The organism is Sphingobium sp. BYY-5 (assembly GCF_022758885.1).
Lineage (GTDB): Bacteria > Pseudomonadota > Alphaproteobacteria > Sphingomonadales > Sphingomonadaceae > Sphingobium.
Map to the genome: position 1 here is coordinate 75,700 of NZ_JALEBH010000001.1, position 19,330 is coordinate 95,029.

General features: G+C 62.6%; 21 protein-coding genes. 7 read left to right on the forward strand and 14 right to left on the reverse strand.

The window, feature by feature from the left end; all coding sequences use genetic code 11:
• Window positions 1–90: 90 nt before the first annotated feature.
• Window positions 91–891 carry an RNA methyltransferase gene (locus tag MOK15_RS00430; protein ID WP_242929774.1) on the reverse strand — a complete coding sequence of 267 codons (801 nt, stop codon included), beginning with the start codon at window positions 889–891 and terminating at the stop codon, window positions 91–93.
• A gap of 129 nt (window positions 892–1,020) precedes the next feature.
• Between MOK15_RS00430 and MOK15_RS00435 the strand changes: the two genes are divergently transcribed.
• Window positions 1,021–2,109, forward strand: coding sequence for an AI-2E family transporter (locus MOK15_RS00435; RefSeq protein WP_242929775.1), 1,089 nt, complete (start codon window positions 1,021–1,023; stop codon window positions 2,107–2,109).
• Between the two features lie 305 nt (window positions 2,110–2,414).
• On the opposite strand, the gene MOK15_RS00440 is transcribed toward MOK15_RS00435, so the two are convergent.
• The 6 genes from MOK15_RS00440 to MOK15_RS00465 all read right to left on the reverse strand — a co-directional run bounded on the left by MOK15_RS00440 (window position 2,415) and on the right by MOK15_RS00465 (window position 6,808).
• The gene (locus MOK15_RS00440) at window positions 2,415–2,687 is read right to left on the reverse strand and encodes an HPr family phosphocarrier protein (RefSeq protein ID WP_242929776.1); all 273 of its coding nucleotides are present in this window, start codon (window positions 2,685–2,687) and stop codon (window positions 2,415–2,417) included.
• Window positions 2,684–3,088, reverse strand: a complete 405-nt coding sequence (locus MOK15_RS00445; RefSeq protein WP_242929777.1) for a PTS sugar transporter subunit IIA — start codon at window positions 3,086–3,088, stop codon at window positions 2,684–2,686. Before MOK15_RS00445 ends, MOK15_RS00440 begins: the two co-directional genes overlap by 4 nt.
• A 28-nt stretch (window positions 3,089–3,116) precedes the next feature.
• Window positions 3,117–4,043 carry an RNase adapter RapZ gene (gene rapZ, locus MOK15_RS00450; protein WP_242929778.1) on the reverse strand — a complete coding sequence of 309 codons (927 nt, stop codon included), beginning with the start codon at window positions 4,041–4,043 and terminating at the stop codon, window positions 3,117–3,119.
• Window positions 4,040–4,474, reverse strand: a complete 435-nt coding sequence (locus MOK15_RS00455) for an HPr kinase/phosphatase C-terminal domain-containing protein (protein WP_242929779.1) — start codon at window positions 4,472–4,474, stop codon at window positions 4,040–4,042. Before MOK15_RS00455 ends, rapZ begins: the two co-directional genes overlap by 4 nt.
• A 65-nt stretch (window positions 4,475–4,539) precedes the next feature.
• On the reverse strand, window positions 4,540–6,135 hold the full coding sequence (locus tag MOK15_RS00460; protein WP_242929780.1) for a stimulus-sensing domain-containing protein: 1,596 nt from the start codon (window positions 6,133–6,135) through the stop codon (window positions 4,540–4,542).
• Window positions 6,104–6,808, reverse strand: coding sequence for a response regulator transcription factor (locus MOK15_RS00465; RefSeq protein WP_242929781.1), 705 nt, complete (start codon window positions 6,806–6,808; stop codon window positions 6,104–6,106). Before MOK15_RS00465 ends, MOK15_RS00460 begins: the two co-directional genes overlap by 32 nt.
• A 279-nt stretch (window positions 6,809–7,087) precedes the next feature.
• Between MOK15_RS00465 and MOK15_RS00470 the strand changes: the two genes are divergently transcribed.
• The 3 genes from MOK15_RS00470 (at window position 7,088) to MOK15_RS00480 (ending at window position 10,099) form a co-directional block, all read left to right on the forward strand.
• A complete protein-coding gene (locus MOK15_RS00470) occupies window positions 7,088–8,689 on the forward strand; it encodes a phosphoenolpyruvate carboxykinase (protein WP_242929782.1) in 1,602 nt (533 codons plus the stop codon).
• Window positions 8,690–8,806: 117 nt separating this feature from the next.
• On the forward strand, window positions 8,807–9,118 hold the full coding sequence (locus MOK15_RS00475; protein ID WP_242929783.1) for a hypothetical protein: 312 nt from the start codon (window positions 8,807–8,809) through the stop codon (window positions 9,116–9,118).
• Between the two features lie 165 nt (window positions 9,119–9,283).
• Complete coding sequence (locus MOK15_RS00480; protein WP_242929784.1) at window positions 9,284–10,099, forward strand: ferredoxin--NADP reductase; 816 nt, start codon at window positions 9,284–9,286, stop codon at window positions 10,097–10,099.
• A 152-nt stretch (window positions 10,100–10,251) separates the two neighbouring features.
• Here the strand turns inward: MOK15_RS00480 and MOK15_RS00485 are convergent, their stop codons facing one another.
• The 5 genes from MOK15_RS00485 to MOK15_RS00505 form a co-directional block, all read right to left on the reverse strand.
• Complete coding sequence (locus MOK15_RS00485) at window positions 10,252–12,087, reverse strand: DUF885 family protein (protein WP_242929785.1); 1,836 nt, start codon at window positions 12,085–12,087, stop codon at window positions 10,252–10,254.
• Between the two features lie 99 nt (window positions 12,088–12,186).
• Window positions 12,187–12,729 carry a hypothetical protein gene (locus MOK15_RS00490; RefSeq protein WP_242929786.1) on the reverse strand — a complete coding sequence of 181 codons (543 nt, stop codon included), beginning with the start codon at window positions 12,727–12,729 and terminating at the stop codon, window positions 12,187–12,189.
• A 126-nt stretch (window positions 12,730–12,855) separates the two neighbouring features.
• Window positions 12,856–14,421: a recombinase family protein gene (locus tag MOK15_RS00495; protein ID WP_242929787.1), complete on the reverse strand. Its 1,566-nt coding sequence runs from the start codon at window positions 14,419–14,421 to the stop codon at window positions 12,856–12,858.
• Window positions 14,422–14,476: 55 nt separating this feature from the next.
• Window positions 14,477–14,614: a hypothetical protein gene (locus MOK15_RS00500; protein WP_242929788.1), complete on the reverse strand. Its 138-nt coding sequence runs from the start codon at window positions 14,612–14,614 to the stop codon at window positions 14,477–14,479.
• Between the two features lie 83 nt (window positions 14,615–14,697).
• A complete protein-coding gene (locus MOK15_RS00505; protein ID WP_242932587.1) occupies window positions 14,698–14,940 on the reverse strand; it encodes a DUF2312 domain-containing protein in 243 nt (80 codons plus the stop codon).
• 944 nt (window positions 14,941–15,884) lie between these two features.
• On the opposite strand from MOK15_RS00505, the gene MOK15_RS00510 reads away from it, so the two are divergent.
• Both MOK15_RS00510 and MOK15_RS00515 read left to right on the forward strand, forming a co-directional pair.
• A complete protein-coding gene (locus MOK15_RS00510) occupies window positions 15,885–16,115 on the forward strand; it encodes a hypothetical protein (protein ID WP_242929789.1) in 231 nt (76 codons plus the stop codon).
• Window positions 16,094–16,684, forward strand: a complete 591-nt coding sequence (locus tag MOK15_RS00515) for an XRE family transcriptional regulator (protein ID WP_242929790.1) — start codon at window positions 16,094–16,096, stop codon at window positions 16,682–16,684. The genes MOK15_RS00510 and MOK15_RS00515 overlap by 22 nt, the downstream gene beginning before the upstream one ends.
• 248 nt (window positions 16,685–16,932) lie before the next feature.
• Here MOK15_RS00515 and MOK15_RS00520 read toward each other — a convergent pair whose 3' ends face one another.
• Both MOK15_RS00520 and MOK15_RS00525 read right to left on the reverse strand, forming a co-directional pair.
• The gene (locus MOK15_RS00520) at window positions 16,933–17,076 is read right to left on the reverse strand and encodes a hypothetical protein (RefSeq protein WP_242929791.1); all 144 of its coding nucleotides are present in this window, start codon (window positions 17,074–17,076) and stop codon (window positions 16,933–16,935) included.
• Between the two features lie 278 nt (window positions 17,077–17,354).
• Window positions 17,355–17,990, reverse strand: coding sequence for a hypothetical protein (locus MOK15_RS00525; RefSeq protein WP_242929792.1), 636 nt, complete (start codon window positions 17,988–17,990; stop codon window positions 17,355–17,357).
• A 237-nt stretch (window positions 17,991–18,227) separates the two neighbouring features.
• Here MOK15_RS00525 and MOK15_RS00530 point away from each other — a divergent pair, with 237 nt between their 5' ends.
• Window positions 18,228–18,770 carry a hypothetical protein gene (locus MOK15_RS00530; protein WP_242929793.1) on the forward strand — a complete coding sequence of 181 codons (543 nt, stop codon included), beginning with the start codon at window positions 18,228–18,230 and terminating at the stop codon, window positions 18,768–18,770.
• Window positions 18,771–19,330 lie beyond the last annotated feature (560 nt).

A 19,330-nucleotide genomic window follows, 5' to 3' on the forward strand; every position in this document is an offset into this window, starting at 1 on the left:
TGTCCCCCTCTCGATAGGGGGACACCCCTCCGTCACGCGCTTCGCGCGCGCCACCTCCCCTGCCAGGGGAGGATGATATGATGCTGCCCTTTATCTTGTCCGTCGTTTCTGGTTCAGCAGTTCATAGGCCATCACCGCCGTCGCCACGGCGGCGTTCAGGCTGTCCGCCTTGCCCAGCATCGGCATCTTCACCAACTGGTCGCATTCGGCCTCATAGGCTTCGGGCAGTCCCTGCGCCTCATTGCCGACCAGCAGGAAGCTGGGGCTTTGATAGCGTGGTTCCTGATAATCTTGGCGGGCTTTCAGGCTGGTGCCAATCAGTTCGCCCGGCCCCTGGCGCAGCCAGTGCATGAACTCGCCCCAGCGTGCCTGGGTGATCGACTGGGTGAAGAGCGCGCCCATGCTGGCGCGCACCGATTCGACCGAGAAGGGATCGACGCAATCGTCGACCAGGATGAGGCCGCCCGCGCCGACCGCGTCGCCGGTGCGCAATATGGTGCCAAGGTTGCCGGGATCGCGCAGCGACTGGGCGACGATCCAGATGTCGGCCCGGTTGCGGTCCAGCTTTTCCAGCGGGGTGAGGCGGTCGCGGTAGACGCCGACCACGGCCTGGGCATTATCCTTGCCGCTGATCTTCGACAGGATGTCGGGCGTGGTTTCGATGACGTCGCCGCCCGCCGCCTCCATCGCCGCAATGAGGTCCAGCGCCAGCGCATGGGTGGAGCCGGCATGGAACAGCATTTCGGGCAGCACGCCTTCCTCGCGCGCTTCGGTGAGGATACGCAGCCCTTCGGCCAGGAACAGCCCCTCGGCCTTGCGGAACTTCTTTTCGCGCAAGGAGCGGACGCGCTTCACCAGCGGGTTGGAAAATCCGGTGATCTCGCGTGCCACGTCTGCTGCTGGTCCCAAATGAAGGAAAGAAGCGGTTTCTCTACCGGGGGAAAGGCGAAAAGGACAGGGGGAGGTTATGATGATCGCTACGCGATGGATTTGGATCACGAATTTTGCGAAGGAAGGGGCATGAACGTCGATACGCCCCCGCCGCTGCACGTCACGCCCAAGCTGGAGGACGGTTTCTTCCTCGGCGTCGTGCTGCTCGTCTCGATCGCCTTCGCGCTGGTCGTCGAGCCATTCTTCGCTGCCATATTGTGGGGCGTGATCGCCGCGATCGTCTTTGCACCGATCAACCGCCGGATATTGGCCGCGATGCCGACGCATCGCAACGGCGCGGCGCTGGCCACGCTGTTCCTGATTCTGGGCGTGGTGATCGTCCCGGCCTTTGTGCTGGGCGCGGCTCTGTTGCAGGAGGCGGCCTATTTCTATGGCAAGATCCAGTCGGGCGAAATCAACTTCGCGCGGCTTTTCTCGCAGGTGGTGGACAGCCTGCCCGACTGGGCGATGCCCTATCTGCGGCGGCTGGGCCTTACCAATTTCTACGCGGCTCAGGACATGGTGACACAGGGCGTCACCAGCAGCTTCCGCACGCTGGCGGCCCAGGCTTTCCAGATCGGGCAGAGCGCCTTCAGTTTCCTGGTGGCGCTGGGCGTGATGCTTTACCTCACCTATTTTCTGCTGCGCGATGGAGAGGCGCTGTCGCAGCGCGTGGCCGCCGCCGCGCCGCTGCGCGCCAGCCAGCGTCAGGCGCTGATCGAGCAGTTCGTCATCGTCATCCGCGCCACCATCAAGGGCAGCATCGTCGTTGCCATCGTGCAGGGGCTGATCGGCGGCATCGTCTTCTGGGCGCTGGGCATTCAGGGCGCGTTGCTCTGGGGGGTGCTGATGGGTGCCTTCTCGCTGTTGCCGGCGGTGGGCACGGGTCTGATCTGGGTGCCGGTCGCCATCTTTCTCTTCGCTACCGGCGCGATCTGGAAGGCGGTGATATTGGTGGTGTGCGGCGTGCTGGTGATCGGCATGGTCGACAATGTGCTGCGCCCGATCCTGGTCGGCCGCGAGACGCGCATTCCCGACTATGTGGTGCTGATCTCCACCCTGGGCGGGATCGATCTGTTCGGTTTCAGCGGCATCATCATCGGCCCGGTGATCGCGGCGCTGTTCATCGCGACGTGGAATATCTTCACGCGGATGCGGGGCGTGGCGGACGCGGGCTGACGCGACACGCCGAAGTTCACAGTGTCGTGGGGCATATCCGGGCCGATTCGCAGAAATTGCGACGGAAACGCGACAGGAACGCGCCGCCGACGCGACAGGGACGCCACAGCGGTGCACCGTCGAGGCGACGGCAGCGCGCCATGCGCGCGCCGGTTGCGCGACGGGTCGGTGGCGGTTGGGGGAGGCGGCAAGGACGGGCTGATCCATCCGACAGGATAGATCAGAGGAAATCCTACATTGGAAGGGTGTCGTCCGTGGGAGCGGTGGCGAAGATCGGGAATGGCAACGCGCCACCCCAAACCGCGTCATTCCTCGCCGAATTTGTCCTGGACCAGGGTGACGAGCTTGTCGAGGGAATCGATGGCGTCGGGGCCGACGGCCTTGATGATGATGCTGTCGCCCATGGCGGCGCCCAGCATCATCAGGCCCATGATCGATGTGCCGGTGACGTGGTTGCCATCCTTGCTGACGATGATGTCGGCGGACAGGCCGCTGGCCAGGGTCACGAACTTGGCGCTGGCGCGTGCGTGGAGGCCGCGCTTGTTGCTGATCCGGACTTCCTGGCTGATCTCGTTCATGTGGTGCTGCCCAACAGTTCCGACGCTACGCTGATATATTTCTGCCCCGCTTCACGCGCGGCGGCGACGGCGGCGCGGACGTCCATCACCTTGCGCGCGCTTTCCAGGCGGATGAGCATGGGGAGGTTGATGCCGGCGATGACCTCTATCTCGCCCGCCTTGAGCAGCGAGATGGCAAGGTTCGACGGGGTGCCGCCGAACAGGTCGGTGAGCAGGATGACGCCCGACCCGTCATTGACGCGGGTAACCGCCGCCGCAATGTCCGCGCGGCGCAGTTCCATGTCATCCTCCGGCCCGATGCAGATCGTGTCGATCTGCTGCTGCGGTCCTACAACATGTTCCATGGCGACAACAAATTCGGTCGCCAGCGACCCATGGGTGACGAGTACGAGTCCGATCATCTGATTTCGCGGCCCACCTTTGTCATGATTATGCTTTCGGGCCTCCCGGACGGCGCTTCTCCAGACTGTCCTGGGGCGCCGATTCTATATTGCGGTGCAAGACCGTGGGCGAAAAGCCCGCTTCTTGCAAGTGTCTCGCGACCCGTTCGGCGACATGGACGGAGCGATGCCGTCCCCCGGTGCAGCCGAAAGCCACGGTAATATATGTCTTTCCGCCCTCCGCATAGCGGGGCAACAGGGTGACGAGCAGATCCTCGATCTTGCCCACCGCTTCCTCATAGGCGGGGTCTTCCATGACATAGGCGGCGACGGCCGGATCGAGTCCGGTCCGGGGTCGCAGCGCGTCGTCCCAGTGCGGATTGCGCAGGAAGCGCATGTCGAACATCAGGTCGGCATTGCGCGGTACGCCGCGCGAAAAGCCGAAGGAGAGGATGGTCAGCACCGGTTCCGACAGCCCCTCGCGCGAGAAGCGGTTGCGGATTTCCTGTTGCAGGGCGTTGCTGGTGAAGCTGGTGGTGTCGATGACCTGGGCGGACCAGCGGCGCAGCGGTTCGGTCAGTTCGCGTTCGCGGGCGATGCCGTCGGCGGCGGGGCGATCGAGCGCAAGCGGGTGGCGGCGGCGGGTCTCGGCGAAACGGCGCTCCAGTTCGGTGCCGGAGCAATCGAGGAACAGGGTTTCGACATCATGGGCGTGCCGTTCGCGCAGCGCCTTGATCCGCTGGACGATGGCATTGGCGTCGAAGCCGCGGGTGCGCGCGTCGATGCCCAGCGCGAGCGGCCGGTCGTCGCCATCGACATGGCCGGCGGGCAGGGGCGTGTCGAGCAGCCGGTCGAGCAGCACGAGGGGGAGGTTGTCGACCACCTCCCAGCCCATATCCTCCAGCGTCTTGAGCGCCGTGGTCTTGCCCGCGCCGGATAGGCCGGACACCAGCAATATCGTCTTGGGCTGGGTCATGACAGGCCCAGCGTCTTGAGCGCCAGTTCGACCTTGATCGGGGCGGATGTTTCGAAGGGCGCGATCTTGACGACCGGCACCTGAATGCCAGCGATCGCGCGGTGCAGCGGGTCCAGCGGCATCCGGTCGACCTTGTCGAACAGGTCGGCCAGCAGGGCGACCGGCGCGTTCTCCATAGCGGGCAGGTCGACGATGCCCAGGCCGCGCACCTCCATCTTGCCCGCGATGGTCGCTGGCGAGGTGGCGAAGAGGCGGCCGTCGATCCGCTGCACCAGTGTATAATCGTCGCTCACCAATATGCCGCCACGGTCGATCAGGCGCAGCGCCAGGTCGGACTTGCCGCTGCCGCTGGGGCCGGATAGCAGGACGGCGCGGCCGCCAATGGCCACGCTGGTCGCATGAAGCGTTTCAGATGAAAGTGCGCGCGCCATATCCCCTGCGATCTTCTAGCCATAGTTGGCGGCGATGGAAATGGCTGTGGGGCCGGACCTATGTATTATTCCGATACGATCCCCGGATCGCGCGCCACCGCCATGGGCAGGCGCACGATGAAACGAGCGCCGCTCTGCGCATCTTCCCGGTCGCCGATGCTGATCCGGCCCTGATGCCCTTCGACGATCGAGCGGGCGATGGCGAGGCCCAGGCCCGAATGTTTGCCGAACGCCTCGCCCTCCGGCCGGACGCTGTGGAAGCGGCGGAAGACATGTTCGCGCTCGGAGACGGGGACGCCCGGTCCCTCATCCTCGACGCTGACCAGCACCTGGTCGTCGGCGACGGTGGCGATGATCCGCACCAGACCGCCTTCGGGCGAGAAGGAGACGGCATTATCGATGAGATTGTCGAGCACGCGGACCAGCCTTTGTTCCTCGCCCAGCACCACCGCGATATCCTTGCGCGGGCGGGCGAAGGCGAGGCGGACGCTGCGCGGCACCCCGCGCGCTTCGCGGGCCAACACCATCTTTTCGATCAGGAGGCCAAGGTCGATCGGCTCGAAACGGGTGCGGGACAGTTCGGCATCGACGCGCGACGCTTCGGCGATGTCGGTGACGAGCCGGTCGAGCCGGCGGACATCGTCCTGCGCGATGGCCATGAGCTGTGCGCGCAGGTCCGGCCGGTCCACCCGGTCGAGCGCGTCGAGGGCGGAGCGCAGCGAAGCAATCGGGTTCTTGAGTTCATGGCTGACATCGGCGGCGAAGGCGTCGGTCGCGTCGATCCGCTGACGCAGCGCCTGGCTCATGTCGGAAAGCGCGCGGGCGAGCATACCGATCTCGTCGCGCCGCTCAGGCAGGCGAGGCACCGTCACCTCGCGCGCGCGGCCCAGGCGCACGCGCACGGCGGCACGGGCGAGGCGCTGGAGCGGCTGGACGATGGTGCGGGCGAGGAAGAGCGAGAGCAGCACCGAGGCGAGCGCCGCGACTGCCAACACCATGCCCAGCCGCAGCCGTTCGGCGCGCACGGTGCGGGTGATGTCGCGCGCATTTTCGGTGGCGAGCAGGCTGGTCCCGTCCCTGCCCGCGACTGCCGCCGAGATCATGAAGGTGCGGTCGGGTGCGTAGCGATTTACCGCCTGGGGATGGCCGGTCTTGCGGGCGAGGGTGACTTCTGGCCAGGCGGCGGCGCGATCGACGGCCGGTTCCTCGAAATCGGGTGGCAGATCGGCCGAAACGACGCGGTCGACCAGCTTGTCGAGGAAGCGGGCGACATGGCGCTGCCATTCCTCCTCGGACGGCAGGCGCAGGCGGTAGCGCGGCGCGTCCATGGTGAAGCTGTCGGCGATCAGCATCCCGTCGGCGCCATAGCGACGGACCCGGTCCCCGGTCTGGCGGGAATAGGCGGCGATCAGGGCGTTCTGCCGGTCCGCCGGTGCATTTTGCAGGCCGATGGCGAGCAATTGCAATTCGCGCGCCGACTGATCCAGCCGGTCATCAACGATGCGCGTGCGATAGCTGTCGAGATAGAAGAAGCCGCCCGCCAGCAGGGCGAGCGCGAACACGTTCACCGCCAGGATGCGCGGGGTGAGGCTGAGCCGCCCCGACCAGCGCACCGCAAGCGGTGCGCATTCATTCTTCTGAGAAACGGTATCCGGCGCCATAGAGTGTGTCGATTGCGTTGAAATCGGAGTCTACCTCGCGAAACTTGCGGCGAAGCCGCTTGATATGGCTGTCGATCGTGCGGTCGTCGACATAGACATCATCCTGATAGGCGGCGTCCATCAACTGGTTGCGATTCTTGACCACGCCGGGGCGCTGGGCAAGCGTTTCCAGGATCAGAAATTCGGTGACGGTCAGGGTGACGTCCCTGCCGCCCCATTTCACCCGGTGCCGGGCCGGGTCCATTTCCAGCCGGCCACGAACGATGGGATCGGCGACCGGTTCGTCCGGCTCGCCGCTGACCTTGCTCACTTCGGCACGGCGCAGGATGGCGCGGATACGCGCGATCAGCAGGCGTTGCGAGAAGGGCTTGGAGATATAGTCGTCCGCGCCCATGGCGAGGCCCAGCGCCTCGTCCAGCTCATCCGCCTTGGAGGTGAGGAAGATGACCGGCATCTGGCTCTTTTCCCGCAGGCGGCGCAGCAGTTCGATGCCATCCATCTGCGGCATCTTGATGTCGAAGACGGCCAGGTCGGCGGGATTGTCGAGCAGGGCTTTCAGCGCGCCTTCCGGGTCGGAATAGATGCGCGTCATAAAGCCTTCCGCCTGAAGCGCGATCGACACGGAGGTGAGGATATTCTTGTCATCATCCACAAGAGCGACGGTGGCGGTCATGCGGCTACCCGGAAAGAACGGAAAGAAGAAGGTCCAGAGCGTTAGACCATGGTTGGCCCGGCCGCAAGGAAGCGGTGGCGGCACGCTCTGCGGCGTGGGCATGGATATTCGGGACGAATGGCCGCCCGACCCGATTTGACGACCGTTCCGCAAAGCCCTATGCCCGATGGGTCTGCAATAGTGCGGCCGCGCGACAAATAGATGCGGCGCATGAGGGGCGGATTGGTCGCAGGATGAAAAACATCGGCGACCCGACATTGTTAGATCAGGAGTAAAGGCGTGCAGGCCAAATCCTCAATCACCCTGGCGGACCAGGGCATTTCCGTGCGTGCCAATCAGTTCTGGAATCTCGGCACGGCGCCGCTGGTCGAGGCGGCTATCCGCAACGGTGAAGGCATATTGTCGAAGGACGGCCCGCTGGTCGTCAAGACCGGCAAGCACACCGGCCGCAGCGCCAAGGACAAGTTCATCGTCCGCGATGCGGAGACCGAAAACACCGTATGGTGGGGCGATACCAACGCGCCTATGACGCCCGCCCATTTCGCCGCGCTGAAGGAGGATTTCTTGCGCGCGCTGGGCGAGAAGGATGCGCTCTATGTCGCCGACCTGTTCGGCGGGTCGCAGCCCGAGCATCGCGTCAAAGTGCGCGTCATCAACGAACGGGCCTGGCATAATCTGTTCATCCGCACCCTGCTGGTGCGTCCCACGGCCGATGAACTGGCCGGCTTCACCCCCGAATATACGATCATCGACCTGCCGACCTTCCAGGCGGACCCGGCGCGCCACGGCACGCGTAGCGAAACGGTGATCGCGGTCAATTTTACCGAGAAGCTGATCCTGATCGGCGGCACGGCCTATGCCGGCGAGATGAAGAAGTCGGTGTTCGGCATCCTCAATTACCTGCTGCCGGTGAAGGGCGTGATGCCGATGCATTGCTCCGCCAATATCGGCCCGAACGGCGACACCGCCGTCTTCTTCGGCCTGAGCGGCACCGGCAAGACCACCCTGTCGGCCGACGCCAGCCGTACGCTGATCGGCGACGACGAACATGGCTGGTCGGACACCGCCGTCTTCAATTTCGAGGGCGGCTGCTACGCCAAGATGATCAACCTGTCGGCCGAGGCCGAGCCGGAGATATTCGCCACCACCAGACGGTTCGGCACAGTGCTGGAAAATGTCGTGATCGACGAGGAAGCGCGCACGATCGACCTGGACGACAACAGCCTGGCCGAGAATAGCCGGGGTTCCTACCCGATCGACTTCATCCCGAACACGTCGGAAAAGAATCTGGGGCCGGTTCCGAAGAATATCATCTTCCTGACCGCCGACGCCTATGGCGTGCTGCCGCCGATCGCGCGGCTGACCCCGGAACAGGCGATGTATCATTTCCTGTCGGGCTATACCGCGCGCGTCGCGGGGACCGAGATGGGCGTGACCGAGCCGACCGCCACCTTCTCGACCTGCTTCGGTGCGCCCTTCATGCCGCGCCATCCGTCGGTCTATGGCAATCTGCTCAAGGAACGGATCAACAAGGGCGGCGTCACCTGCTGGCTGGTCAACACCGGCTGGGCGGGCGGCAAGGCGACGATGCCGGGGATCAAGCGGATGCCGATCAAGGTGACGCGCGCGCTGCTCAATGCCGCGCTCGACGGCAGCCTGAACGATGTCGCGTTCCGCACCGACCCGAATTTCGGCTTCGAGGTGCCGGTGGCGGTGAATGGCGTGGACGCCACCATCCTGGACCCGCGCGCCATGTGGGCGGATGCCACGGCCTATGACGAAACGGCCGCGACCCTGGTCAAGCAGTTCGTGGACAATTTCACCCAGTTCGAGGAGCATGTCGACGACGGCGTGCGCAGCGCAGCGCTGACCGCGGCCTGAGAATTTGTTTGAAAATGCGCCGATAGGCGCCAAATGATCTCCCTTCCGGCGCTTTTGCTTTGGGTTGCGAGCGCAAAATGCTATTCTGACGGCTCATTTCATGCAGGAGTTCTAGGCATGTTCGAAGATCTGATTGGCAAGCTGGGTGGCCTTGAAGCGATTGCAGCGCAGATCGGTGTGTCACCGGAGCAGATGCAAGGGCTGCTGGGTGGGATCAGCGCCAAAATCGGTTCGGGCGAAACCAGCGTGGCGGCTCTGGCCGACACCGCGGCCGAGCATGGCGTGTCGGCCGACAAGCTGCAGGAACTGCTTGGCTCGTTTGGCGGGCCGGAAGCGATATTGGGCAAGCTTGGCGGCTTTTTCGACAAGGATGGCGACGGCAATCCGCTCAATGAGCTGGGCGGCATCGCCAAGGGCCTGTTCGGCTGAGGCCATTAGCTTGGGGCGCCCTGCAAAGGGCGTCCTTTGCTGTCCCCAAGTTTTTTTGGCCTTGCCTTCGCGGCGCTGACGGGCCATTCGCGGTGTCCGATTTTACTGCGAATGATCCGCAAGAAGCATCGCTCCGTGCGGTGTCTGCATGGCAAGGAAAAGGTCTTGACCGACGTGACGATCGAAAAGCCGGTTCTGGAACCCACCGGCGCACTTTCCGTGGAAACCGTGCTGTCGGTGCGCCACTGGAACGAGCATCTCTTCAGCTTCCGCATTACCCGCCCCGCCAGCTTCCGCTTCCGTTCGGGCGAGTTCATCATGATCGGCCTGATGGGCGACAATGGCAAGCCGCTGCTGCGCGCCTATTCGGTCGCCAGCCCCGCCTGGGATGAGGAACTGGAGTTCCTGTCGATCAAGGTGCAGGACGGCCCGCTGACGTCGAAGCTCCAGCTCATCCAGCCGGGCGATCAGATCTATCTCGGCCGCAAGCCGACCGGCACGTTGGTCACGGACGCGCTGCTGCCGGGCAAGCGGTTGTTCATGCTGTCGACCGGCACCGGCCTTGCGCCCTTCCTCAGCCTGTCGCGCGACCCGGATGTCTATGAATTTTACGAGCAGGTCGTCGTCGTCCATTCGGTGCGCCGGGTGAGCGACCTGGCGTTCCGCGACGAGATGGAAGGCAAGCTGGCGGAAGACCCGCTGGTCGCCGAACAGGCCGCGACCCAGTTCCATTATGTGCCGACCTGCACCCGCGAAGCGTTCCACAATAATGTCCGCATCGACAAGCTGGTAGAAAGCGGCGCGCTGTTCGAAGGGATTGAGGGGCCGGCCAGGTTCGATCCCGAAACAGACCGGATCATGATGTGCGGCAGCATGGAGATGATTAAGCAGTTCGCGGCCTGGTTCGAGGAGAACGGCTTCACCGAAGGCTCCAACGCCGCGCCGGGTCAGTTTGTGATCGAGCGGGCTTTCGTGGGCTGAGGCTGCCGGTCTGAGTGATTTGGGAAGGGCCGGGAGAGCGATCTCCCGGCCCTTTTTCATTTCCGTCATCCCGGCGAATGCCGGGATCCAGAGTCCCACAGGCTGCGCCTTGCCGCCCTGGATCCTGACTTTCGTCAGGATGACGGAGGTGTTTATACGGCCCGGCGCTCCGCCACCCAGGCGTCGACATTCTTCGCCAGCACGGTCATCGGCACGCCGCCGCTCTTGACCACGGCGTCGTTGAACAGGCGGAAGTCGAATTTCGGGCCGAGCGCCGTCTTCGCCATTTCGCGCAGGCGGACGATTTCGCCATGGCCGACCTTGTAACCGCAGGCTTGCCCCGGCCAGGCGCAATAGCGGTCGACCTCACCCTGGACATCCTCGACGCTGGAGCCGTTGGTGGTGGCGAACCAGTGGATCGCCTGATCGCGGGTCCAGCGCTTGGCGTGGAGGCCGGTGTCGACCACCAGGCGGCAGCAGCGATAGGCGATCGACTGGAGATAGCCCAGCCGCCCCGCGACATCGCCGTCATAGGCGCCCAGTTCGTCGCCCAGTTGCTCGGCATAGAGCGCCCAGCCCTCGCTATAGGCGTTGAAGGCGAGGAGAGAGCGGATGAGGGGGAGCTTGTAGGTATATTCGCCCTGCCAGATATGGCCGGGAATCCCCTCATGATAGCAGAGGGTGGGGAGCGAATAGCGGGGCCAGATGCTGGTGTCGCGCAGGTTGATATAATAGTTGCCGGGGACCGATCCGTCGATCGATCCCGCGCCCGCATAGGCGCCGGGCGCGCCGGCCTCTATCTCCACCGGCACGCGCTTCACGATCAGCTTGGCGGGAACGAGGGTCGCAAAGGCGCGGGGCAGGCGGGTGCGGATGTCGGCAAGGCGGCCGTCGATGAAGGACAGTATCTGCTGGCGGCCTTTGTCGTCATTGGGGAAGAGATAGCGCGGGTCTTTCCCCATCGCGGTCATGCGTTCGCCGACCGTGCCCCTGGTCATGCCCAGGCTTCTGAGCAGCCGGTCCATTTCCAACTGGAGTGCGGCGAGTTGATCGAGGCCGAGCTTGTGCACCTCCTCCGGCGTGCGGGTGGTGGTGGTGCCGGCACGGAGCGCCCAGGCGTAATATTCCTCACCCTGCGGCAGCTTCCACACGCCCGCATCCATGGTGGCGGTGGCGCGCTGGCGCTGGAGTTCGGTCACTTGGGCGGCGAGGGCGGGGGCGACCTTGTCGCGGACGATCGCTTGCGCCTTGGCGGCATAGTCGCCGGGCATGTCCTTCGTGCGGCGGGCGATGGAGGCGACGGGGACCCACTGGTCGAGCGGCTGGCCCTGGACCGTGGCCATTTGCTTCAATGTCTTGTCGAGCAGGAAGGCGGGGGCAACGACGCCGATCCCCGCGTCATGCCTGAGGCGTTCGGTTTCGCCGTCGAGGTTCGCGGCATAGGCGGTCAGGCGGGCGAGATAGGCATCGGCGTCTGCCGCATCCTTGATGCTGTGATTGGAGTCGAGGAAATCCGGGGTCTCGACGAAGCTGCCGGTATTCTGCGCGACGGCATAGGGCGCGTTGCGATAGGACCAGTTGCTGTTCATCATCGCCATGTCGCCGAAGGGGAAGGCGAAGCCGTCCGCCGCCAGTTCATGGGCGGCCAGCACCACCTCTACATCGGTGCGGGTGGCGGGCGAGAGGGGCGCGAGGTCGATGGCGCGGAGTTTCGCCAGGCGTTCCTGCACATGGGCGGCGATCTGCGCCTGACCGGCAAGGCTCTTGTCGCCCAGGCGGCTTTTGAGCGCGGCGCGGACGCCGGTGTCGATGCCAAGGCCGCTCGCGGTTTCGGGCGCGTCGGCCAGCATCGCTTCGGCCATGTCGGCCAGGACGGCTTCGGCCCGCGCGTCGGGCGTGCCTGTCGCGGCGAAGGCGCGGACGGGGAGAGCGGAAAGAGCGAAGGCGGAAGAGCCGGCGACGAGGAAGTCGCGGCGGGAGGTCGTCATGGGGCAGGGGTCTCCGTAGGAAATCTTTCCCTTAACTTCGCATATTTCCCGCATATTTCGACATGAAATTTCCTGTTCGCGAAAGATTATGATAAAAGATTATGACAGGGCCGCCGGTCCGGCCGATCCCGGCGGCGGGATGGTGACGGCGCGTCTCAGTGCATCCCAGTCGGTCGGGTCGAGCGGTCCCATGGCGCAGATGGTGTCAAGCATATCGCGCAGGGCGATGCGCTGGCGGTGGGGCATGTTGGCGCGCTGTCCCGTTCGCTCCGCGCTGATCGCGCGCAACGCCGCGAGCATGACGCGGTGATTGGAGACGAGCCGTACGCCGACCAGCTCGCCGCGACGGATGATGGGCCGCTCCTCCCGCCCCCCGATCAGGGCGAAGGCGCGGGCGCGGCTTTCGTCGAGGCCCATTTCCAGCGCCCAGTCCCAGGCGGCGGCGAAACTCTCGCCCCCGGCCTTCTGCCGCAGATGATAGGCCGAGCGCGGCGAACAGCCGACGCTTCGCGCCGCCTGCGCTACCACGCCGCAGCGGGACAGGGCGTCGATGCAAGCGCGCTGGGCATCGGCCGTCCAGCCGCGCGCGCGGCGCTGATGCGGGACGGGGGTGAAGTGGAGGAGGGATGGGGTCTTGCTCATGACGCGAAGGCTATCATGGGCGCGGATCTGTAGGACAGAGCCGATATCGGCTGGCGGCGTCGGGGGCCGGTGGCGTGGGGGACGGGCAGATGTGGCGACCCCGGAGGGCTGCCGACGAAAAGATAACTATACGGATCGCTTTGCCAGGTTGATGATCTCGGCCATGTGACCGGTGACTTGAACTTTGACGCCTCTGCCATCTGTATTCGGCGTCAGGATGATTGATTCGATCAGGCTGCGGATCGCGCTGGCGGCGCGTTCGCGGGCTATGCCGTCGGCGGCCAGCGCGATGTCCAGTTCGGCGACATAGGCGCAGTAACGTTCCCCCAAATCCTGCGACAGTTCGATCGGCGTGTCGGCCGCGAAGCTGGCCAGATGGTGTTCGACGTCGAGCAACTCTTTCCGCGCCGCCTGTAGCCGGTCTTTGACTTGCTGAAATTCTCCGGCGCCATCGGCGATCGCATCAACCAGGCGCGTCACGCGGGCGCGAAGGTCCGTCGCCTTGCGTTCGAGCGGCGCGCGATGCGTGTTTGCTTCTGTCTGCCGCGCCCGAATGCCTGCATTGTAGCGGGTAACGAAAAGGCTCACGGCTTCGGAATTGAGAAGCAATTCTTTCAGTTGTCCGAGCACCGCCCGCTCATAATGGACCGTCGAGATGGAGCGCGTATTGGTGCAGTCGCCCTGCGCCTTGTGGATCGAGCAGCCCCAGCGTTCCCGTCCGATGACAGTCCACGGGCCGCCACATTCGCTACAGCGGCCGAGCATCGAAAGTAGACGCTTGGGACGGCGGTTCTGCTTCTGTATGGTGCCATCAAACGCCGTATAGCGGGCTTCGATCTGCGCCCACTGTTCATCAGTTACGATGCGCAGGTGTGGGACTTCGACCGTGCGCCATTCGCTGAGCGGGTTGGAGCGAAGAATGCGGCGGCGCGTCTTGGGGTGATAGGTCTTGCGGAAGCGACCATAGATTTTGATGCCGCGATAGAGGTTGTTGCGGAGGATGCCATTCGCGCGGGCGCGGCCGCCATGGATGACGCTGACGCTCCAGTGCTTGCCTCTGGGGGCAGGAACAGCTTCGTCATTGAGCGCCTTGACAATGGCGCGCGCGGGAACACCAGCGATTGTTTCATCGAAGATGCGGCGGATGATCGCCGCTTCATCGTCATTTATTTCAAGAATGCCGCGCACGATTTCGCCGTCGGGGCCGATGGGCTTGACGACGCGATAGCCATAGGAACGGCCACCCGCGTTGAAACCTCGGCTGTGCTGACCACGCTGGCCGCGCCGCACGCGATCCGCCAAATCTTTGAGAAATCGAGCATCCATCAATCCTTTGATGGTGCCGGTGATTTCATCGACATGGCCATCTGCTAAAGTGAACAGGCGAGCGCCGAAATGTTCCAGATGCTCGCGCACTGCATGGGCATCGCCGATATGGCGCGCGACACGATCGGTCGCTTCGGCCAGAACCTGATCGACATCTCCGCGTTCAACGCGCGTGAGCATCGCATTCAGGCCGGGCCGTTGCATTTCGCTGATGCCAGCACGGCCGCTAATCTCTTCGTCAAAGAAGGTGTCAATTACCGTCCAGCCTTCACGGTCCACACGTTCGCGCAGCGACGCGAGTTGATCGGCGGTCGAGAGGGGATTCTGCAGGTCCGAAGAAAAACGGGCGTAGAGGATCGTGCGCATAGATTAGTGGGCACCCTTCACGTGCAAAGCGGACCTTGGAACACCGCTGCCTTCCTTAGTTCACGGTGGCGCGCGGGGCGGCGGCGGGGGAGGAGATACCGCGTATGCGCGCAATGTCGCGATCGACCATCAGGTCGGCGAGGGCTTCAACGATGCGCACGACGGCGGGGTCGAGAGGACGGGGCGATGTCATGAGATTTTCTTCCTGATGAAGGGGGCCGGGTCGATCTGTCGCCTTTGGACTACCGCCCGGCCAAAAATGTCGGGTGCCGATAATCAATCCATTCCCAACGCGGCGAGATAGGTCTGGAGGATTGCCTCCATTTCCTGCCGGTCATGAGGGGCCATCTTTCGTAGCCGGTAGATCTGGCGCATGATCTTGGGGTCGTAGCCGGTGGCTTTGCCTTCGAGATAGACGTCGCGAATGTCGTCGCTGATACCCTTCTTTTCTTCTTCCAGGCGTTCGATGCGCTCCATCAACAGGCGCAGTTGGTCGGCGGCGGCATTTCCATTGCTCATCGTGAGGTTCCTTTCGTGTTGGCGACCGCCCAAGCGATGATGAAGGGCGTGGCGAAAATGGCGGTGAGGATCAGGAGGATTTTGATCAGGCGCATCGACGGGCACCCTGCGCCTGTTCGTCTTGTTCGCAGCGCGTGCAGATGCCGGGTGTTTCGCGCGACCAAGTCGCAAGGGCGCCCAGGCGATCGGGCTGGTCGGTATGAGCATCCCAACCGCAGCGTGCGCACAACGGCGGATGTTGATGCGGCGGAAGGTCGGCCAATTGGCGATAAACATCAGCGCTGAACGGCATGGCGACCGAAAGGTCAGCTATCTGATGGAACCGAAGGCCCGGCGTCTCGATAGCGCGTAGGTGCCGCGCATAGAGTTTTCCGCCAAGGATGGCTGCGACCTGTTCAATCGACAGGTCGGCAGCGTGACGCCGCATGACAACATAGTCCCAGGGATGGATGATCGGTGTTTCGATAGCGGAGCGAGGCAGATCGGGGTGACGCATGTTCGATACTCCTGGCGTTGGATACAGAGCGGGGCGTTCCGACGCAGAGGGTGCGACGGGTGCGAAAATTCGGTTCGGGGGGAGCAGGCTCGCGTGCCTGCTGACGTCTTAGCTGGTCACGGTGTCGGCGATCTGCCGGCGTTGGGCGGGCCATCATCATCGTTCGCGGCGGGGCCGAATGATGATATTGGCAGCGTTTCGAGAGGTTGCGCCACCAAGCTGGGCCGGATGGTCCGCAGGGGCGACATGCCAACGACGAAGGTGTGCCCACAGGCCATTTCGTTGCGGCAGTGGTAATAGACCTCCCGGTACATCAATGACAGTTTCACGCTCGATCGCGCGAAGCTGTCATTGCCGCAGGCGGGGCAGGACACACGGGGCATACGTCTGTTGTCAGCCGTCACGATCTCCCCCTTGCTCCCAATGCTTCCTCACTTTTGTTTCCCCCATGAACCTGCTCAGCGGCATTGTTGTGCTGGAAGGATTTGAGCCGACCCAGCAGGCGGGCCATGTAAGTGCTGGCCTCTTCCGTTTCGGCAATGGCGCGGTGGATGTCGGTCAGGGACGCGCCGGGCTGCATCACATGGATGCTGCCAAAGACATCGAAGACGTTCCATTTGTGAGCCATGGGCAGGTTGTGCGAAAATTTCCCACAATATGCAAGGCAATTATTCCGTGATACTTTGTGCGAAAATTTCGGATGGTACACGTATGGAACATGTGAGCATTCGGCTGAGAGATTTGCGGAAGGCGGCGGCACCGCGTTTAACCGTGCGTGCTATGGCCGCCGCTCTGGATTTGCCGCTGGGAACATATGCGTTTTATGAAGCGCCGGCTAAGTTTAAAAAGGCAGCACTGCCTTTAGATTTGACGAGGAACATTGCTGCCGTCCTTGCGCGCCATGGTGTCGATTCTGCTGAGGTGATGAAGCTGGCGGGCCTCAAAGATGCGGAAGCAGAACCGGAAGCGCGGGAAATTGAGGCCGCGCGTCCCGCGTTTCAGTTTGTGTCGCTTCCCGTCGCTCTTCCTAGTGAAGCCGCGCTTGCTGATATGTTTGAAAGCTTGTTGGTGCTGGTGCCAAAGGGAGCGACGCGGGCCGAAGCCGCACGAATTCTCGCTCAGCGGCTTCCATCTGGTTTTGCAGCGATCGGACCTGCCGTGTTCGATCAGGGCACGGTTCCATTGATTGGAGGCGTAGCAGCTCCTCGAGCTTCCGCCAAAGATCATCACGGGCCTGCACAATCGTAGCGCAGCGCACGCTGCACTGCTGGCAAGCAAATTCACATCCTGGCGTAAATCGGAAGATACTCCTGCTCAATCCGTCATTCCCTATTTCGTTCTTGATTCGTTCCGTTTTTGACTAAAACGGATCAAGTGGGAAAGGGTTAACGGGCGGGAGAAAATTTCCTTGTAGACGAGGGGTTTGGCTTTGCCGAAGGCATGGCTTCGTTTAGGATAGCAGCTATTGCCCCGCCCGTGGCAAGGCACATGCTCTCCTACGGGATGATAGAGACATAGCTGACCGTCTCAACGCCGGCCAGAATGGAGCATGTACCAGTGCCGATGATGTTCAACATATTCTTGTTGTAGAATGCAGTGATGATCGATGCGGCAAGGCCCTGCCCGGTGGGCGTGGCCATGTCGATTACCCATTGATCGGTCGCACTTCCTGAGACGCAGGAAGCCTTTGGCCTTACCAAGCGGGCGCATATAGAGCCCGCTTTCAACGGCACGGTCGGACATGGGCATTTCTCGCGATATCATGTATCGCGAGCAGAATGGGCTCCGCTCGTAAGGCCAAGCTCGGGGTGCATTACACTAACGAATATGTGGCGTGGCACCGTGGCAAAGCTGCTTCCAATCCGATCCGCGGCCTGGCTGCAAATGATATCAACATTTATGGATTTAGGGGTATGCCTCATGGGACAAAGCCCAAGGACTGGACATAGGCATAGCCATAATTTGTGCATTCCGCCATGTTGGCGGTAACCAGATGATCTGTATCGCTTGCCCGGAAGCAGCGATGCAGTTCGGTCAGACCCGCTGCGTTCGAGGCGGCCGAATAGCCGAGAATGCCCTCCACCGTCTGTCCTTCGCAGTTGCTGGAGGCGGTGACAAAATGATTGCCCCCAGCCGCATCGTAGCAGCGATAGAGGGCGTAGCGCCCTGAACCCCCCGAAGTATAAAGATAGAAGGTGGGACCGGCTGCATCCATGCCGGCATTATGCCCCTCCATAAAGCCGAGCGTATAAAAATGGCCGCGGCTTGGCTCGAAAAAGGTAAAAACCGGGCGCTTTGTTGCATCAGCCTTCGCTACAAAGACGACAGAACGGTTGTCCGCCTTGTCATAGAGATAGATGGAGGTGGTGATCGCCGCAGGCCCCCTATCCGATACCGCGCCTACCAGCCGGCCCAGCTCGTCATAGCCATAGGTGAGCGTCTCGGCGCGCGCGACGCTCGCACAAAGCGATAGAACAGCCAATGCTACAGCCGATGCAAGAAAATGACGCATAAACCCCCGGAGTCTTGACGGATACGCAAGACGATCGATCATAATTTCTCGACTCTTTCTGTCCATGTCAATGGCTTTCCTACCACCGGAAAGATAGCTTCTTGTAAATAAAATAAAATCATGTGTGCTCCGGCTCTTCGCCTGGAATATAAGCGCTTTGATCGCAGGAGTGGGATGGCTCGTAATCCGATTTATTGTTGCATAAGCGATAATCCACTGGCACCGTAACAATATATCTCTCTGGCACGGGCCAGGGAATCGCTTTGTGGGGGCCATAAGGTGTTCGGATTATTTTTGATTGCCGCGCAGGCGGCAACGGGCGTTGCTGCGCCGGTGCAATGCCAGATCATTGCGGAGAAGGAAGAAGCGGCCACGCTTCTGATCGGCGTGTGCGGCGAGCAGGCCGTGATGCTGGGATCAGCCACGACCTACGAGAGCGCAGCACATGCGGGCACGGGCGCGGTCGTCGCGGTGGTGCACCGCCTTGAAGGTACGCAGGTGTTGATGGTGCGGCCCGGGCAAGAGGGAAGCGCCTTCCTGGAGAATGTGACGGGCGACCTTGCAAGGCAGGCGGGGCGATCGGCGGACGCCGGACTCGGTGACTTGACCGTCGACCTTTCGCGCTTTGCCGGGAACGGCATAATAGGGCTGACCGGTGCGACTGTTGCGAGCAGAAATATAGCTGCGCAGACTGCGCCGGCGCTGGGCGGACTCTCCATCGAAACATGGGTTGCCGATGAGGCAGCGCGGCGCGCCTTGCCGAAGGAGGAGCCTCGGGTGGTCGAGGTAATAGCGGAAGGTCGGGGGCCTGAGGCGCAGTGATGGATATTCGGGGGAAAGGTGAAATGATGCGTTACTGGCTCGCCATGCTGGCTGCGCTCGGGATCGTGGCGGCAAATGCTGCCCAGGCACAGGAGGTCGCGCCACCTCCGCCCTCCAGGATCAGTATCGATGGTAATTCGGTGAATCTCATGACCGGTCAACTCATTTCCGATGTCACGGACTTATCGATTGGACCTAGGAATCATCATGGGCTCCAATGGAATCGGCAATGGGTTTCGACCGGATGGGGACCAAGCAGCATTCCGCGCATTAATGGAAGTAGCGAAACGGTTACTGTAACGTTCCAAGGAAAAAGCACCGTTTTCATTTGGAATGGAGCGGATTACAAACCTGAAGATCCAGATGGATCGAAATTGGATCTTGATAGAACTGTATTTACAACGCCCGATGGAACGAGAGTCAATTTTTACCCTGACCAATCAGCCATTGGGATATATGCCGGCTCCAATCTCGGCCGTGTGACGTCTGTCGTATTCCCCGATGGGACAGAGCATCTTTACAGTTACGACCTTGGCTCCTTTCAAACTTGTTTCCCTGGG

What these genes read in the sequence shown, in the direction of transcription:
- MOK15_RS00435 (WP_242929775.1), top strand. Translation starts at nt 1,021, where the DNA reads ATGAACGTCGATACGCCCCCGCCGCTGCACGTCACGCCCAAGCTGGAG.
- MOK15_RS00440 (WP_242929776.1), bottom strand. Translation starts at nt 2,687, where the DNA reads ATGAACGAGATCAGCCAGGAAGTCCGGATCAGCAACAAGCGCGGCCTC.
- MOK15_RS00445 (WP_242929777.1), bottom strand. Translation starts at nt 3,088, where the DNA reads ATGATCGGACTCGTACTCGTCACCCATGGGTCGCTGGCGACCGAATTT.
- rapZ (WP_242929778.1), bottom strand. Translation starts at nt 4,043, where the DNA reads ATGACCCAGCCCAAGACGATATTGCTGGTGTCCGGCCTATCCGGCGCG.
- MOK15_RS00455 (WP_242929779.1), bottom strand. Translation starts at nt 4,474, where the DNA reads ATGGCGCGCGCACTTTCATCTGAAACGCTTCATGCGACCAGCGTGGCC.
- MOK15_RS00460 (WP_242929780.1), bottom strand. Translation starts at nt 6,135, where the DNA reads ATGGCGCCGGATACCGTTTCTCAGAAGAATGAATGCGCACCGCTTGCG.
- MOK15_RS00465 (WP_242929781.1), bottom strand. Translation starts at nt 6,808, where the DNA reads ATGACCGCCACCGTCGCTCTTGTGGATGATGACAAGAATATCCTCACC.
- MOK15_RS00475 (WP_242929783.1), top strand. Translation starts at nt 8,807, where the DNA reads ATGTTCGAAGATCTGATTGGCAAGCTGGGTGGCCTTGAAGCGATTGCA.
- MOK15_RS00485 (WP_242929785.1), bottom strand. Translation starts at nt 12,087, where the DNA reads ATGACGACCTCCCGCCGCGACTTCCTCGTCGCCGGCTCTTCCGCCTTC.
- MOK15_RS00490 (WP_242929786.1), bottom strand. Translation starts at nt 12,729, where the DNA reads ATGAGCAAGACCCCATCCCTCCTCCACTTCACCCCCGTCCCGCATCAG.
- MOK15_RS00495 (WP_242929787.1), bottom strand. Translation starts at nt 14,421, where the DNA reads ATGCGCACGATCCTCTACGCCCGTTTTTCTTCGGACCTGCAGAATCCC.
- MOK15_RS00500 (WP_242929788.1), bottom strand. Translation starts at nt 14,614, where the DNA reads ATGACATCGCCCCGTCCTCTCGACCCCGCCGTCGTGCGCATCGTTGAA.
- MOK15_RS00505 (WP_242932587.1), bottom strand. Translation starts at nt 14,940, where the DNA reads ATGAGCAATGGAAATGCCGCCGCCGACCAACTGCGCCTGTTGATGGAG.
- MOK15_RS00510 (WP_242929789.1), top strand. Translation starts at nt 15,885, where the DNA reads ATGAACCTGCTCAGCGGCATTGTTGTGCTGGAAGGATTTGAGCCGACC.
- MOK15_RS00515 (WP_242929790.1), top strand. Translation starts at nt 16,094, where the DNA reads ATGCAAGGCAATTATTCCGTGATACTTTGTGCGAAAATTTCGGATGGT.
- MOK15_RS00520 (WP_242929791.1), bottom strand. Translation starts at nt 17,076, where the DNA reads ATGGCCACGCCCACCGGGCAGGGCCTTGCCGCATCGATCATCACTGCA.
- MOK15_RS00525 (WP_242929792.1), bottom strand. Translation starts at nt 17,990, where the DNA reads ATGATCGATCGTCTTGCGTATCCGTCAAGACTCCGGGGGTTTATGCGT.